At 67.6% G+C, this 15,057-nt stretch carries 12 protein-coding genes and 1 pseudogene; 3 read left to right on the top strand and 10 right to left on the bottom strand.

Features of this window, described 5'->3' with window-relative positions:
• Nucleotides 1-14: 14 nt before the first annotated feature.
• The 8 genes from ACFFN1_RS00690 to dapA all read right to left on the bottom strand — a co-directional run bounded on the left by ACFFN1_RS00690 (nucleotide 15) and on the right by dapA (nucleotide 11,747).
• Nucleotides 15-1,127, bottom strand: a complete 1,113-nt coding sequence (locus tag ACFFN1_RS00690; RefSeq protein ID WP_376837657.1) for an Ldh family oxidoreductase — start codon at nucleotides 1,125-1,127, stop codon at nucleotides 15-17.
• Nucleotides 1,106-3,820, bottom strand: coding sequence for an FtsK/SpoIIIE family DNA translocase (locus ACFFN1_RS00685; RefSeq protein WP_376837685.1), 2,715 nt, complete (start codon nucleotides 3,818-3,820; stop codon nucleotides 1,106-1,108). Before ACFFN1_RS00685 ends, ACFFN1_RS00690 begins: the two co-directional genes overlap by 22 nt.
• 278 nt (nucleotides 3,821-4,098) lie before the next feature.
• On the bottom strand, nucleotides 4,099-5,322 hold the full coding sequence (locus tag ACFFN1_RS00680; protein ID WP_376837655.1) for a toxic anion resistance protein: 1,224 nt from the start codon (nucleotides 5,320-5,322) through the stop codon (nucleotides 4,099-4,101).
• A 68-nt stretch (nucleotides 5,323-5,390) separates the two neighbouring features.
• On the bottom strand, nucleotides 5,391-6,077 hold the full coding sequence (locus ACFFN1_RS00675) for a hypothetical protein (RefSeq protein ID WP_376837654.1): 687 nt from the start codon (nucleotides 6,075-6,077) through the stop codon (nucleotides 5,391-5,393).
• A complete protein-coding gene (locus ACFFN1_RS00670; protein WP_376837652.1) occupies nucleotides 6,074-7,723 on the bottom strand; it encodes a vWA domain-containing protein in 1,650 nt (549 codons plus the stop codon). The genes ACFFN1_RS00675 and ACFFN1_RS00670 overlap by 4 nt, the downstream gene beginning before the upstream one ends.
• Nucleotides 7,704-8,852, bottom strand: coding sequence for a hypothetical protein (locus tag ACFFN1_RS00665; protein ID WP_376837650.1), 1,149 nt, complete (start codon nucleotides 8,850-8,852; stop codon nucleotides 7,704-7,706). The genes ACFFN1_RS00670 and ACFFN1_RS00665 overlap by 20 nt, the downstream gene beginning before the upstream one ends.
• A gap of 250 nt (nucleotides 8,853-9,102) precedes the next feature.
• Complete coding sequence (locus ACFFN1_RS00660; RefSeq protein ID WP_376837683.1) at nucleotides 9,103-10,824, bottom strand: ribonuclease J; 1,722 nt, start codon at nucleotides 10,822-10,824, stop codon at nucleotides 9,103-9,105.
• Between the two features lie 2 nt (nucleotides 10,825-10,826).
• The gene (gene dapA / locus ACFFN1_RS00655; protein ID WP_376837649.1) at nucleotides 10,827-11,747 is read right to left on the bottom strand and encodes a 4-hydroxy-tetrahydrodipicolinate synthase; all 921 of its coding nucleotides are present in this window, start codon (nucleotides 11,745-11,747) and stop codon (nucleotides 10,827-10,829) included.
• A 101-nt stretch (nucleotides 11,748-11,848) separates the two neighbouring features.
• Between dapA and ACFFN1_RS00650 the strand changes: the two genes are divergently transcribed.
• A complete protein-coding gene (locus ACFFN1_RS00650; RefSeq protein WP_376837647.1) occupies nucleotides 11,849-13,054 on the top strand; it encodes a heparan-alpha-glucosaminide N-acetyltransferase domain-containing protein in 1,206 nt (401 codons plus the stop codon).
• 24 nt (nucleotides 13,055-13,078) lie between these two features.
• On the opposite strand, the gene ACFFN1_RS00645 is transcribed toward ACFFN1_RS00650, so the two are convergent.
• A complete protein-coding gene (locus tag ACFFN1_RS00645) occupies nucleotides 13,079-13,525 on the bottom strand; it encodes a hypothetical protein (protein ID WP_376837645.1) in 447 nt (148 codons plus the stop codon).
• An 11-nt stretch (nucleotides 13,526-13,536) separates the two neighbouring features.
• A complete protein-coding gene (gene dapB, locus ACFFN1_RS00640) occupies nucleotides 13,537-14,286 on the bottom strand; it encodes a 4-hydroxy-tetrahydrodipicolinate reductase (protein WP_376837643.1) in 750 nt (249 codons plus the stop codon).
• A 262-nt stretch (nucleotides 14,287-14,548) separates the two neighbouring features.
• On the opposite strand from dapB, the pseudogene ACFFN1_RS00635 reads away from it, so the two are divergent.
• Both ACFFN1_RS00635 and ACFFN1_RS00630 read left to right on the top strand, forming a co-directional pair.
• Nucleotides 14,549-14,689 (top strand): annotated as a pseudogene (locus ACFFN1_RS00635) (helix-turn-helix domain-containing protein); the annotation flags it as partial.
• A gap of 149 nt (nucleotides 14,690-14,838) precedes the next feature.
• Nucleotides 14,839-15,057, top strand: a 219-nt coding sequence (locus tag ACFFN1_RS00630) for a transposase (protein ID WP_376837641.1), incomplete at its 3' end; no start/stop codon positions are given.

The raw sequence follows: 15,057 nt of genomic DNA, 5'->3' as shown, positions 1-15,057 counted from the left end.
CACCAACCGCCTGTTCAGGCCGGTGGCTGGGCCTCCAGCAGGTATCGGCAGCCGAGGTCGGCGCACAGTGCTGCGAGCTGTTCGGTCAGCCGTGCGGCCAGTGGGATGCCGTGGGCTGAGCGGTCGGCGCGGTGGGCGATCTGCGGGTCTCCTGCGACCTGGACGGGCACGGCCGGGTCCAGCGGTGCGGCTGCCCGCAGGTCCTCCCGCAGCTGCGCGGTGTAGCCGGCTGCCGTGTCGGCGGGGTTGACGAGACCGGGGTCGATGGCGATGAAGGTGTAGCCGACGTCGTGGAAGCCGTCCTTGGTTCCCGGCTGGTCGGCCCCTCCCAGGGCTGCGGAGAGGATCTGGACCATGGTCGCCAGTCCGTAGCCTTTGTGCCCGGCGGCCTGCGGGCCGGGCCCGCCGAGCGGGCTGAGGCCGTAATTGCCGGATTCGGCGGTCAGTCCGGCATAGGCGGCTGCGGCGTCGCGGACCGGTGCGCCGGTGGTGTCGGTGACCCAGTCGGCGCCGAGCTGGCGGCCGGTGAGCTCGTGGACCTTCACCTTGTTCAGCGGCACGGTCGTGGTGGCCATGTCGAGGACGACGGGTTCGTCGTCACCGGCCGGGGCGGCGAAGCCGATCGGGTTGGTGCCCATGAACGGGTGTTTTGCGCCCGTCGGGGTCTGCAGCGCGCCGCGGGTCGAGCACATCGACAGGCCGATGAGGCCCTCACGGGCGGCCATGATCGCGTAGTAGCCGGCGGCGCCGTAGTGGTTGGCGCGGTGCACGGTGGCCAGCCCGATGCCGTATTCCCGGGCCTTCGCCATCGCCTGGCGCATCCCTGCATGCCCGGCCAGGTGCCCGAATCCGGCGCGGGCGTCGATGAGGACGCTGGCCCCGTGGTCGTGTTCGATGACCGGTGCGGCGGCCGGGTCGATGGAACCCTCGGCGATCTCCTGGTGGTAGATCGGCAGCATCGAGATGCCGTGGGAGTCGATGCCGGAGAGGTCGGTGTGGAACATCACCTCGGTGCAGATCTCAGCGGCCTGTTCACCGGCCCCGAACGCGCGCATGATCTCCAGGATCTGCTCCCGGGTTGAGGCGGCGGTGAAGCGCTGTTCGCTCACCGGTTCGTCAGCTGCCACGCGTCTTCACCGGAGGCCTCGACGATCTCCAGCCCGGTGTCCGGGTCGATGTCGCCGGGCTGGAAGCCGGCGGCGTCGTAATTGCCGGCGGCGCCGTCGGTGTCCACCGGCGAGTCGTAGGCCTGGTCGGTCTCCGGCATGCCGGCTGCGTCATCCGCTCCCGAGGCGGCCGACGCCTCGGGTGCGGCTGGCGGGTCCTCGCCGCGCAGACGGGCGATGACCTCGGGCAGCTGTTCGGGGGTGATGAGCACGTCGCGGGCTTTCGGTCCCTCCGAGGGGCCGACGATGCCACGGGATTCGAGCAGGTCCATGAGCCGGCCGCCCTTGGCGAAGCCGACGCGCAGCTTGCGCTGCAGCATCGACGTCGAGCCGAACTGGGTGGTGACGACCTGCTCGGCTGCCTGGATGAGCAGCTCGAGGTCGTCGCCGATCTCCTCGTCGATGACCTTCTTGGGCTCGTCGACAGCGACGTCCTCGCGGTAGACCGGGGTGAGCTCGCCCTTAACGTGGTCGACGACGGTCTGGATCTCCGATTCGTTGACCCATGCGCCCTGCACACGCATCGGCTTGGCCGCGCCCATCGGCAGGAACAGCGCGTCGCCCTGGCCGATGAGCTTCTCCGCGCCAGGCTGGTCGAGCACGACGCGCGAATCAGCCAGCGAGGAGGTCGCAAACGCCAGGCGCGAGGGCACATTGGCCTTGATGAGACCGGTGACGACATCGACTGAGGGTCGCTGGGTGGCAAGCACCAGATGGATGCCGGCAGCACGGGCGAGCTGCGTGATGCGCTGGACGGAGGCCTCGACATCGCGGGGGGCGACCATCATGAGGTCAGCGAGCTCATCGATGACGACGAGCAGGTACGGGTACGGGTGGAGCTCGCGCTCCGAGCCGGGAGGCGCGGTGACGGTGCCCTCGCGCACAGCCTTGTTGAACTCCTTGACGTGCTTGAACCCGAAGTGGGCCAGGTCGTCGTATCGGGTGTCCATCTCCCGGACCACCCAGTCGAGGGCCTCGGCGGCCTTCTTCGGATCGGTGATGATCGGGGTGATGAGGTGCGGGATGCCGGCGTAGATCGTGAGCTCAACGCGCTTGGGGTCGACGAGGATCATGCGCACCTCGTCCGGGGTCGCGCGCATCATGATCGAGGTGATCATCGAGTTGACGAAGCTCGACTTACCCGAGCCGGTCGCACCGGCCACCAGCAGGTGCGGCATCTTCGCCAGGTCAGCGACGACGAAGCCGCCTTCGACGTCCTTGCCAAGGCCGACGACCATCGGGTTCTCCGTCTGGCGGGCGGCCTGTGAGCGCAGCACATCGCCGAGCGCGACGGTTTCGCGGTCGGTGTTGGGGATCTCGATGCCGATCGCCCGCTTGCCCGGGATCGGCGAGATGATCCGCACGTCGGGGCTGGCGACGGCATAGGCGATGTTCTTCGACAGCGCCGTGACCTTCTCGACCTTGACGCCGGTGCCGAGCTCGACGATATAGCGGGTGACGGTCGGGCCGCGGGAGAAGCCCGTGACGTGGGCGTCGATGCCGAACTGGTCGAACACCTCGCGCAGGGATTCGACGACCCGGTCATTGGCCTCGGAGCGCTCCTTGGCCGGCGGGCCGGCGACGAGCGCGTCGGATGAGGGCAGCGTGTAGGTGACGTCGCCTGCCAGGGTCAGCTGTTCGGTGCGCTCCGGCAGCTCGCCGGTGGCCTGCGGGGCAGGCGTGGAGATATTGGGCACCGTGCCTGCCGCCGCACCGGCGCGTCCAGCCGCACCGGCGGCCGTGCTGCCCGCTCCCGAGGCGCCGAGCACGCGGGTGGCGGCGGCCTCCCTGATCTTCGCGGCGTCCTGCTCGGCCTTGGTCGGGCGGCGCTCACCGGGCTTGGGGCCGGGCGCGTCGACGTCGTAGAGCTCATCGTGGACCGGCGTGTCACCGGTGACGTCGTTCTCGTGGATGTAGGCCTTGTCGTAGGCCGGGTCGACGTCCGGGTCGGCGGCGGCCTTGGCGAGCTCGGCTTCGACATCGAGCTTCTTCTTCCGCGACCGGCGCTTGGAGCCCATCGGCTTGAGCGTGTTCGTCTGCCGGCCCTCGCTGACGAGGTCATCGGCGGCCGGGGCCGCGTCCTCATCGGCGTGGGCCGGCTGGGTGTGGCCGGTCAGGGCACAGTAGGCGTCGTAGATGCGCTGCGGGATCCGGTTGACCGGGGTGGCGGTGATGACGAGGACGGAGAAGAGTCCGAGCAGTACGAGCAGCGGCACGGCGACATACGAGGTGGTGGCTGCGACCAGCGGTGAGGCGACGATGAAGCCGAGTGCGCCGCCGCCGTTGATGAGCGCGGCGTGCGAATTGGCGAACGTCGGGGTGCCCACGGCGATGTGCGCCAAGCCTGCGGCGGCGAAGATGAAGCCGATGAGGCCGATGAGGATGCGGTTGTTGCCGCGGGTTTCGCGGCCGCGCAGGAACAGCCGCAGCGCGTAGCCGAGCAGCAGCACCGGCAGGGCGAGGGCGACCCGGCCGAAGGTGCCTTCGACGACGGCGCGTACGCCGTCACCGAACGGGCCGGGGATGTGCCACCACTCGAAAGCGGCGAAGACGATGGCGAGGCCGACGAGGAAGAAGGCCGTGCCGTCGCGGCGGTTGGGATTGTCGTCGTCGGGTGTCTCGGTGAACACGCTGCGGGCGCGGTTGCCTGCCATATGTGCCACTCCCATCCATGACCCAGTGAACACGCTGGGTCCCTGGGTGTCGTGAGTCCCCTTGGGGCCGCGCGCAGCGGGAGCGGCCTGCGTGCCGCGCCTCTTGCGTCCGGTACCAGCGGGGGAAGTCGTACTGGTCGCCATGGTCCTCATGGTAGAGCCAGCGCCACGGCCGGGCAGGGATTTGGCTCGGCGTGTGGCCAGACGGCCTCACGCCGAGCTTGTTCCCGCAGCTGGGATCGGGAGTGCGAGCGGGAGTGGAAGTGGGAGGGTCCGGGTCAGTCGAGTTCGAGGAGGCGGTCTGCTCCCTGGCTCAGCTGTCCGGCCTCGCTGATCTTCTTCGCCTCGTCGTCGTTCATCCGGTCGAGGTACGGCTGGGCGCGCTCGACCTGGCGTTCGAGCCGGGTGATGGTCGTGAGGAAGTTCTCATTGGCCTTCGAGCGGAAGGTGTCGAGGCTGTCCATCGTCGCGAACAGCGAGTTGAAGGCCCGTTCCAGGGTCTCCGGTGCGACGCCGGACTGCACCGCCTGCTCCTGGACGCGCAGGGTGTTCTGCTGCAGCATCTCCGAGGTGCGGTCGATGAGGTCGTTGGTGGTGCGGTTGATCGCGTCGATCTGGTCGAGCACGATCCGCTGGTTCTCCAGCGCCTGAGCGGTGATGACGGCGGTGCGCAGTGCGGTGACAGTCGTCGTGCGCGCCCGGTCGACACCCTGGATGAGCTTGCGATTGTTGTCCTCGATGAGGCCCATGGCCATATACGCCTGGATCGTTACCGCGATCTGGGTCTGCACGTCCTGCCGGCGCTGGCGCACGGCGAAGAGCACATCGCCTTCGAGGGCGCGGGCGAGGTCGGCCTGCCCGGTGCCGGCCGCATCGGCGGCGCGCTGCGCGACCTGCTCGTCGAGGTGGCTGAGCAGTTCGGCTGCCTTCTGCAGGGCGTGCAGGTCGTCCCACAGCCGGCGGCGTTCGACGGCGAGCTCGGCGTTGTCGCGCTGCAGGCCCTCCTGGCCCTTGGCGAGGCTGGTGAGCACCGCATTCAGCTGGGTCTGGTTCGCCTCGAAGGAGCGGAAGTAGCGCTTGACGGCGTTCATGCCCGGGATCCATGCCAGTGCCTTCTGGGCGAAGGTCTGGTGGTCGGGGGCCAGCTCCTCCATCGTCGTGCGCAGCTTGACGAGCTGTCCGGAGACGTGCTGCTGGTTGTCCGAGCCGTGGGCGCGTGCATCACGCAGCGACTGCTGCATGAAGCGGCTGGAGCTGCCGGCGGTGGATTCGAAGGCGTTGGAAGCGATCCGGCTGATGGCCTGCACCTGCTGGGAGAACTCCTGCGAGTGCGGGTTGAGCTTCTGGACTTCGTCGAGCCAGCTGCCGGCGCGCACGGCGAGCGCCTGCTGTTCATCAGCGGGCAGCTCGCTGAGCATGCCGACGGCGGCATCGTCGGAGACGTCTTCGATGGGTTCGGCCGGAACGATCTCGGCGGGTGCCGGGGGCTGGAGCTTCTCCACGGGGTGACCTTCTCTCGTGCTTTCAGGTGGCTGGTGCGGGCAGTGATGGTGGGATCAGGCGGGGCTGTTCACAGGTCGATGAGCGGTGAGACTTCCTGGGTGGCGAAGCGCTCCCGCAGGAACTCGGCATGCACTTCCAGCGAGCGGCTGACACCGCGGACGACATCGCGTTCGAGGCTCTCGAGGCTCTCGGCCAGGATGAGCAGCTGTGCGTCGACGGACTGCAGATTCGCCACAGCTTCGTCGCGGGCGCTGCCGGCGAAGGTGTGGAGGAAGCCGATGGAGCGCTCGCTGGCGTCGAGCAGTTCGGGCAGATAGCGCTCGACCATGCCTTCGAGGACGGCGATCTCACCGCTGTGCACCGGCAGCCGCTGGATCGCCTCGAACTCCGTGAGCGCCTGGACGCGGTCGATGAGCGAACCGGCATCACCGAGCACATCGAGTGCTGTCGGGTCGTTGAGACCGCGGCGCAGCGCAGCGATCCGGTCCTCCAGCACGAGCGCCTTCTCCAGCAGCGCTTCGAGCTTCTCCGCTGTGCTTTCGGAGATGTCGTCATAGGCGGTGGTGAGCAGCGGCTCGGCGGGGCGCAGCCAGTTGGTCACGAGCGCGGTGCCGACGGCCATGAGCCCGCCGACGCCGACGGCGGCACCGATGACCGCCGGGGCTCCGAGCACTGCGCCGATCCCGGCGACGGCGCTGATCCCACCGGCAAGCACTCCTGCCGATGTGGGAATGACGATGTCCCTGGCTCTCACAGGTAGCCTCGGATCTCACGGAAGGCGGTCGTGAGGTCCGCGGAGCCGTTGAACATCCGGCCGCCGGTCTTCTCCGCCAGCTTCTTGAGCTCCTCGGGATCGGCTTCGCCGAAGGCCACGGTGAACACCGGGATCTCGGACACCGCTGCTTCCATCGCGTACCAGTTGAGGAAGGTGTCGAGGGTGTACAGCCCATCGGTGTTCTCACCATCGCTGAACAGCACAACGGAGGTGATGGTCTCCTCGCGGGCATCCTCGGCGGCGCGCATGAGCGTGTTCCGCAGCGTGTCGTAGATGGCGGTGCCGCCCTCAGGCATGAGCGAGTCGATGTACTGCTGCAGCTCATCGCGTGCGGCATCGGCGTTGTCGTCATCGCTGAGGTCAGCGGTGAAGTCGGACTTCTCCGCGGCGGCGAACTCGACGAGGGTGAGGGTCTCACGCGGCTGCAGCGCCAGCAGCCGTTCGGTCTCGGAGCCGGCGGAGCGCCCGGACAGCACGCCGAGGGCCACACGCAGCTCCTCCATCCGGTTCTCCTCCCCCATCGAACCGGAGGTATCGATGTGGAAGTACATCGTCGAGGGCTTCTTCGCATCCGCGAACCAGCTGCGCAGCAGCTCCTGGACGACGTTGAGGGTGGCCGGGTACGGGACTTCGAAGGTCATCGGAGCGCTCGGCGGCCCGCCGGCCGAGGTGCGCCGGTGGGTCTCCGTTGCGATCCGCTTCTGCACCTCGTCGCTGGTGAGGTGCTCGACGACGGTCTTGTACGCCTCGGCGGTCTCCTCGGAGGCTCCGGAGAACAGGGTGAGCGGATAGTCGGCGGTGACGACCCCGTCAGAGGGGGCAACGGCGACGAGCGGCTGACCGATGTCGAGGCTCGAGAGCACGGATTCGTAGTTGAAGATCCCGTCGACGACGGTCGGGTCGCCGGTGAAGCGCTCGGCGAGCCAGCCCGAGGAGCCGGCCGCGAGCTCCTGGCCCTTCGAGAGCTCCGAGAGGCGCTCGGAGGCTGCGTCGATATCGTCGAGCGTGAGCGCGGTGCCGGTGCCGGAGAGCGCGGTCGCGGCCGCAAGCAGGGTCGCGAAGCCGGAGTTCGATGACACCGGGCTCGTCATACCGAAGGTGAGATCGCCGGCGTTGACAGCAGAGACGACGTCATCCCAGCTCGGCGGCGCATCGGCGCTCCAGCCCAGCCGGCCGGCAGCATCGGCCTGGAGGCCGAGCACCACCGGGGAGCTCATGATCGAGTTCTCCTGGTCGATGAGGTCGGCGGCCTCGTCGAAGAGCGAGAGGTAGTAGTTCGAGGGGAACCACGCCGCATCGAAGTCGCCGCTACCGTTGGCCACGAGCGCATCGGTGCCTTCGAGGGTGCCCTGATAGGTGATGTCGAGGCGGCATCCGGTCTCTGCGACCATCTCCTCGAGGATCGGCTCGAGGTCCTTGATCTCCGAACCGGCGATGACCCTGAGGGTGTTGTCGGCCTTGGCGCCCTGTCCGCCGCCGAGGCCTGAGCAGGCTGAGAGCACCGGAATGACGAAGGCGGCGCCAAGGGCTCCGCGCAGCACCAGACGCCGGTCGATCGGACGGGATCCGCGCCCTGCGCCGGGGCCCAGGGGCGAAGTCGAGAGTCTACGAGCCGCTGATGTCATATTTCCGTCCGATTTCCTCAAGCAGGTACGTCATCACTTCAAAGCTGGGAAGCTGTGCGAGATCGACGAACTCGCTGGCCGGCAGGTACGTCCCGCCGAGGTCGTGCTCCTGGACCGTCTGATCGAAGATCCCAGCGTGCTGGCCGTTGGCGCGGAAGCCGTGCTCGGCCAGCAGCCGCACGAGCTCCTCATCGGACTCCAGCAGCTGCATGACCTGCTCGCCTCCGTCGCTGAAGGTCACACCGGTGTGTGTGGAGAACACCGTCGGCGACGGGTAGGCCAGCTTCATCGAGTCCTGGATGCGGGAGCCCTCGCGCAGCTGCTCGCCCATGAACTGCCCTTCGTAGACGACGACCATCGGCGCTTCTCCAGCACCGCGGGAGAGATAGCGTTCGAAGGGTCCAGCCGATGACGACTGGGCGTATCCCTGGTCGATGAAGAGGTGGGAGAGCTCATCGACCTGCTCAGCGGCCTTGTCACGATCGGAGACGACGGTGTTGCCGTTGAGCACATAGCTGGCGAGCGCCATGTACATGCCGGCGGAGTTGGAGGAGCGGATATCGGTCGAGGCGACGAGCACCGAACGGTTCGAGCGGAACTTCTCAGCGTCCTTCAGATCGCTCCAGCGGGTGTCCTCGGCGACGATGTCGAGGTAGGCGCGCATATCGATCGTCCAGATGCCATCGGTCTGCGAGGCGACGTCATTGGCTTCGAGCACCTCGAGCACTGGTGTGAAGGTGGCGATGGCGATCGGTGAGAAGAAGGGCGTGTGAGTGCCGAGCACGGCATCGCCGAAGGTGTCGGCGATCTGCCGGCCGGCGACCTCGGAGGCGGGGAAGGCGAAGTCCTTCTCCGGCAGAGAGGTATCGCGCGGCATCGCCCAGGAGCCGGCAGTGGAGACGCTGACCGACAGGCCGTGCTTGGCGAAGGCATCGACGACCTTGGGATCTGCGAAGAAGTCGGCCTTCTCCGAGCCGACGACGCCGGAGACCTCTGTCAGATCCTGGGAGAAGCGGGACAGGATCCCGAAGCGCGGGAGCAGTGCGAGGACGAGCAGAGTGACGAGGATCAGCACGATGACTGCGCCGATGATGCCGCCGACAGCGGCCCCGCCCTTCCGTCTTGCCATTCCAACCTTCCGTCCTGCGCCGGGTATGCCGGCGAGCGAGGAACATGGTGGCAACAGCCGGGTCGCGGCACCCTGGATGCGTCGTGATCTGATCCTAGGCTGTTGCGCGGCCGGGACCGGAGCAGAAAGGTGAACGCGTCGCATCTGCGAGATGAATTCTCAGCGTTTTCTGTTCGCCCTGCTCCGCAGCACAGAGCAGCGGTCGGCCGCTCGTGCAGGATGCGCACGCGGCCGGCTGCTCGCCGGGCGGTCAGTTCACTGCGGCATCGGCGCCGGGCACGACGACGACCATCGGCACGATCATCGGGCGGCGGCGCAGCCGCGAGGAGATCCAGCGGCCGATGGTGCGGCGGATGACCTGCTGCAGTCGGTGCTGGTCGGTGACGCCGTCGGTGAGCGCCTCGGCGACCGCATCGGCGATCTTCGGCTTGATGTGGTCGAAGACGCTGTCGTCCTCGGCCATGCCGCGGGAGTTGACGACCGGGCCGGTGAGCACCTTCTGCGCCTGCGTGTCCACGGTCATGAAGATCGACACAAATCCTTCGCCGGCGAGGATCCGGCGATCCTTGAGATCGGCCTCGGTGATCTCGCCGACGGACGAGCCGTCGACGAAGACGTATTCGCAGTCGACAGCGCCGACGACGCGCGCCCGGCCGTCCTTGAGGTCGACGACCCAGCCGTCATCGGCGATGACGATGTTCTCCTCCGGCACCCCGGTCTGCGCGGCGAGCTTGCCGTTGGCGAGCATGTGGCGCCACTCGCCGTGGACCGGCATGACGCCCTTGGGCTTGACGATGTTGTAGCAGTACAGCAGCTCACCGGCCGAGGCGTGGCCGGAGACGTGCACTTTGGCGTTGCCCTTGTGCACGACGCGGGCGCCGAGCTTCATGAGTCCGTTGATGACGCGGTAGACGGAGGTCTCGTTGCCGGGGATGAGCGAGGAGGCGAGGATGATCGTGTCCTCGGAGCTGACCTCGACCCGCGGATGCGCGCCATTGGCCATCCGCGACAGCGCCGCCATCGGCTCGCCCTGCGAACCGGTGCACATGAGTACGATCTGGTCGTCGGGGTACTTGTCGAGGTCCTTGAGGTCGATGATGACGCCCCGCGGTGCGTGGAGGAAGCCGAGGTCCTGCGCGATCTTCATATTGCGCACCATCGATCGGCCGATGAGCACGACCTTGCGGCCGTGGGCCTGCGCGGCTTCGAGCACCTGCTGCACACGGTGGACGTGGGAGGCGAAGGAGGCGACGATGACCCGCCCGGTGGCGGTGGAGACGACGGAGTCGAGCACCGGCCCGATGTCCTTCTCCGGGGCGGTGAAGCCGGGCACCTCGGCGTTCGTCGAGTCGGTCAGGAACAGGTCGACGCCCTCTTCGCCGAGGCGGGCGAAGGCGCGCAGATCGGTGATCCGGCGGTCGAGCGGCAGCTGATCCATCTTGAAGTCACCGGTGTGCAGCACGCTGCCGGCGCCGGTGCGAATGAACACGGCCAGCGCATCCGGGATCGAGTGGTTGACGGCGACGAATTCGAGGTCGAAGGGTCCGAGCTGATCGGTCTCGTCCTCGCGCACCACCCGGGTGACGGTCTTGCGCAGGCGGTGCTCCTTGAGCTTCGCCTCGACAAGCGCAAGGGTCAGCGCAGAGCCGAGCACCGGGATGTCCTCGCGGCGCTTGAGGAGATAGGGCACAGCCCCGATGTGGTCCTCGTGCCCATGGGTGAGGACGAGGCCGACGATGTCGTCCATCCGGTCGTCGAGGTAGCTGAAATCGGGCAGGATGAGGTCGACGCCGGGCTGCTCCTCCTCGGGGAAGAGCACACCGCAGTCGACGATGAGCAGCTTGCGGTGGTATTCGAAGACGGTCATGTTGCGGCCGACTTCGCCCAGGCCGCCGAGGGCGACGATGCGCAGGGCCTCTGGCTCCGCCTGCGGCGGCTCGCCGGGATCGATCGCGTAGTTCGTCATCTGCATGGTCACGTGAGGTAACCGCTCCTTGTCAGTTCGCGGCGCAGAAACTCGACCTGCTCTGCTGAGGCTGGCAGCAGCGGCAGACGAGTTGCGCGGTTGGGAAGCACACCCTGGAGTTCGAGCGCTGCCTTGGCAGAGATCGCTCCCGGCATGTGGTTCATGATGGCGTCGATGAGGCTGACGAGGCCTGCTGCCGTGTCGCGGGCAGCGGAGAGTTCGTGGTCCCGCACGAGCTCGGTCATCCGCGCGAGCCGGTCGGCGCAGACATGGCCGGCGACGGAGACGACTCCGATCGCACCGCAGGCCAGGAGCGGGAAGTTGAGGGCGTCTTCGCCGGAGTAGTAGACGAGGTCGGTCTCGTGCATCACCTGCAGGGTCGAGGCGATATCGCCTTTGGCGTCTTTGACGGCGAGGATGTTGGGGTGGGCGTCCAGGGCGGCGAGGGTGGCCGGTTCGAGGGGCACGCTGGAGCGGCCCGGGATGTCGTAGAGCATGACCGGCAGGTCGGTGGCGTCGGCGACAGCGCGCATATGCGCCAGGATCGCGTCCTGCGGCGGCTTCGAGTAGTAGGGGGTGACGAGCAGCAGCCCGTCGGCTCCGGCGTCGCGGGCCTGTAAGGCGAGTTCGATCGAGTGGGTGGTGTTGTTCGTCCCAATGCCGGCGACGAGCTTGGCGCGATCACCGGCGCCGCGGCGGGCGGCGGTGAGCAGTTCGGACTTCTCGGCATCGGTCGTCGTCGGCGATTCGCCGGTGGTCCCGGAGATGACGAGCATGTCATTGCCGAGGTCGACGAGGTGGGAGGCCAGTGCCTCGGCGGTGTCGAAGTCGACCTCTCCCGAGGCGGAGAAGGGGGTCACCATCGCGGTGCCGACCGTGCCGAAAGCCGCAGCGGCGTCGTGCGCCTGCGCAGAGTTCACCATAGCCATGCCCTCATCTTACCGCCGCCGGTTGCAGCTGAGAGGACAGGCACGGCGGCTGTGGAAGAATCAGGGGCGATATTCCGCGCCTCGCATCACCAGGAGGATCCATGTCCGACACGCCTGCCAGCCCGCCTGCTGCCAGGCCGGCCACCGCCTCGGGCACGGCCGCCGGGATGCGTCTGCTGGGTGTGGACCTGGCGCGGTCGATCGCGCTGCTGGGGATGATGATCACACATATCGTTCCCCTTGATGACCCGGATCCGACCTGGGCGACGCTCTTCGCCGGCCGCTCCTCGGCCCTGTTCGCGGTGCTCGCCGGCGTCTCAGTGGTGCTCTCGACCCGCACCCTGCTCTCCGTGTCCGGGCCGCGCGCCTGGCTGGCGGCCGCGTCCGGGCTGTGGGTGCGCGGGGCGGTGATCTTCGTCCTCGGCCTGCTGCTGGCCTCACTGGGTTCCTCAGTGGCGGTGGTCCTGGCGAATTACGGGCTGATGTTCATCATCGCCTCGTTCCTGCTGCGCCTGCCGCGCCTGGCCCTGGGCCTCCTGGCTCCGGTGTGGCTCATCGCCACTCCGCTCCTCAGCCATGCGCTGCGCACCGGACAGGGCCTGTACCCCAGCTACGACGTCCCGGATGTGTTCATGCTCGCCGATCCGGGGCTGCTGCTGCAGGAGCTGGCGATCACCGGGTACTACCCGGTGCTGCAGTGGATGGGCTTCGTGCTGCTGGGCATGTGCATCGCCCGCCTCGAGTGGACGTCACGCAGCCTGTGGAAGGGGATGCTGTTCATCGGTGCCGCGGTGGCGGCACTGGCGCTGTTCGCCTCCTCGCTGCTGTTGACGATGGGCGGACGGGCTGCGCTCGAGGCCGAGCTCAGCGCCGGCGCCGATCCGCTGGGCAGCGATCTGGAGACGATCCTCCAGGTCGGCAACTACGGCACGACACCGACCGGCTCCTGGTGGTGGATGATCATCGCCGGGCCGCATTCGAGCACGCCGTTGGATCTGCTGCACAGTTCAGGTGTCGCCGTCGCCGTGCTCGCTGCATGCATGCTCATCGCCCGAGGCGCGGCAGTGCGCTGGCTGATGCCCTTCATCGCCGCCGGTGCGATGCCGCTGACCATCTACACCGCACATGTCGTGGCCGTCGTCTTCACCGAGCTGCTGCTGCCACCGCTGCTGAGCCTGTTCCTCCACATCGCGACGGCGCTGGTGTTCGCGACGGTGTGGCGGCGGGCGGTCAGTGCCCGCGGACCTCTCGAATGGCCGGTGAGCCGATTGGTCTCGACGGTCCGGAAGGCGATTCTGGCCCGCTGACGGGCACGCCGTCGCCGGCCGGGATCATCCTGGCGTCTTCTCCAGCTTGATCGCGCGCCGCATCGACGAGCGCGCGCGCTTGCGATCCCCGGCGGCGTCGTAGGCACACGAGAGCCGGAACCAGCTGCGCCAATCGTCTGGAGCCGCCTCGGTCTCAGCACGGTACTTCTCGAACTCCGCCTCGGCCGCTGACCGCACGATCCTGCCGCCGGGAGTGCGCGGCAGCGTATCCGGTGGAAGCCCGCCCTCGGCTGCGAGCACCTTCGCCAGGCGCTCCATCGCCGCACCGAAGGCGAACTCGCGCACCAGCGCCCACGCGCCGATGATCGGCAGCACCACAAGCGCCGCACCGATCGTCTTGGCGACGAGATTGTCGTCACTGAGCATGATCCAGGCACGCTGCAGCATGAAGAAGAAGTACAGCACCAGCAGCGCTGCAATGACGATGGCGCCGACTTTGGCTTTCGACATCGGCCCGGGACTCAGATCGACAGGAAGTGCTCGAGCCCGACGGTCAGGCCGGGGCGTTCGCCGATCGCGCGCACGGCGGTGATGATGCCGGGCATGAAGGCCTGGGTGTCGAAGGTGTCGGTGCGGATGGTGAGCACTTCGCCCTGGGAGCCGAACATGATCTCTTCGCTGGCGTTCATCCCGGCCTGCCGGACGGCGTGGACGTGGATGCCGTCGATGACTGCACCGCGGGCGCCGCCGGGGTCGGATTCCGTGGCGTCCGGGGCCGGGCCCAGCCCGGCTGCCGAGCGGGCTGCGGCGATCCGCTGGGCGGTGTGCTCCGCGGTGCCCGAGGGCGCGTCGAGTTTGCGCGGGTGGTGGATCTCGAGCACTTCGGCAGAGTCGAAGTATGCGGCGGCGATCTCGGCGAAGTGCATTGCCAGCACGGCTCCGATCGAGAAGTTCGGGGCGATGAGCACACCGGTGCCCGGCTGGTCGGCCAGCTGCTTCTCCAGTGCCGACAGACGCTCGGCGTCCCAGCCGGTGGTGCCGACGACGGTGTCGATGCCGTGGGCGACGAGGTAGGCGACGTTCTCTGCTGTCGCCTTGGGGACGGTGAGTTCGACTGCGACGTCGATGCCGTCGTCGGTGAGTGCGTCGAGAGAATCGGAACTGCCGAGTGCGGCGGCCAGTTCGAGCCCCTCGGCGGCTTCGATCGCTTCGACGGCGTGGCTTCCCATACGTCCCTGGGCGCCGATGACGGCAACGCGGAGTGCGCTCATGATCCTCTTTTCAGGTCGCGGGTACTATCGCCAGCGGCGCAGATGGTGATGCACGGCTGAACCAGCCCACTCAGTCTACGGTTTGGAACCGTGTGCCGACACTCAGGTAGAGGACGGGACACGGCGGTAACGCATTCTGCGCGCTGAACCCTGATATCTGGGCATGCGCGACCACTGGGTCCGAGCCCGGGTTCAAAACGGAAGCGCAACGCCTTTACGGTGTGAGTGTTGAGTTCACGTTCGTGAAAGGAGCTGCGCTTCCGTGTCGAGAGGCTACCGGCATCTGTGCCTTGATGAAAGAGTCCAGATTGAAAAGCTACGTGATCAGGGATGGGGGATCCGTGGTATTGCTGCCCGGCTGGGCCGGAGTCCGGCCACGATCAGTCGTGAGATTTCGCGCAACTCGTGGCGGCCATCGAACACCTCGGCGGCCTACACCGAGTATCGACCGGCCGGGCTGCGCTGTGATCGCGCCACAGACCGTCAGTACCGGGCCGCCCTGGATCGCCCCGGGTGTGGTGGAGGGTTTGATCTAACCGAGAGGATAGGAACATGCCTGCACCGAGTAAGTACCCTGCAGAAGTTCGTGACCGTGCTGTGCGTATGGTCAATGAGAAGCTGACCTGCGAACCCGCGCTGGCTGTGAGTGCCGCGTGCCGGCTGGTCGGTGAGCAGATCGGAATCAATAAGAACACCCTCCGTAATTGGGTGAAGCAAAACCATGTGGATTCCGGTGAAGCGCCAGGAATGACGAGCGATGACAAACGACGC

The sequence above is a fragment of the Brevibacterium otitidis genome (genome assembly GCF_042429315.1).
Lineage (GTDB): Bacteria > Actinomycetota > Actinomycetes > Actinomycetales > Brevibacteriaceae > Brevibacterium > Brevibacterium otitidis.
The sequence above is the reverse complement of the archived record's forward strand: the minus strand, read 5'-3'. Positions and strand labels throughout refer to the sequence as shown.

Coding starts and splice junctions, on each gene's coding strand:
- dapB (WP_376837643.1), bottom strand. CDS start 14,286: ATGAGCGCACTCCGCGTTGCCGTCATCGGCGCCCAGGGACGTATGGGA.
- ACFFN1_RS00665 (WP_376837650.1), bottom strand. CDS start 8,852: ATGGCAAGACGGAAGGGCGGGGCCGCTGTCGGCGGCATCATCGGCGCA.
- ACFFN1_RS00650 (WP_376837647.1), top strand. CDS start 11,849: ATGTCCGACACGCCTGCCAGCCCGCCTGCTGCCAGGCCGGCCACCGCC.
- ACFFN1_RS00645 (WP_376837645.1), bottom strand. CDS start 13,525: ATGTCGAAAGCCAAAGTCGGCGCCATCGTCATTGCAGCGCTGCTGGTG.
- ACFFN1_RS00685 (WP_376837685.1), bottom strand. CDS start 3,820: ATGGCAGGCAACCGCGCCCGCAGCGTGTTCACCGAGACACCCGACGAC.
- ACFFN1_RS00660 (WP_376837683.1), bottom strand. CDS start 10,824: ATGCAGATGACGAACTACGCGATCGATCCCGGCGAGCCGCCGCAGGCG.
- dapA (WP_376837649.1), bottom strand. CDS start 11,747: ATGGCTATGGTGAACTCTGCGCAGGCGCACGACGCCGCTGCGGCTTTC.
- ACFFN1_RS00670 (WP_376837652.1), bottom strand. CDS start 7,723: ATGACATCAGCGGCTCGTAGACTCTCGACTTCGCCCCTGGGCCCCGGC.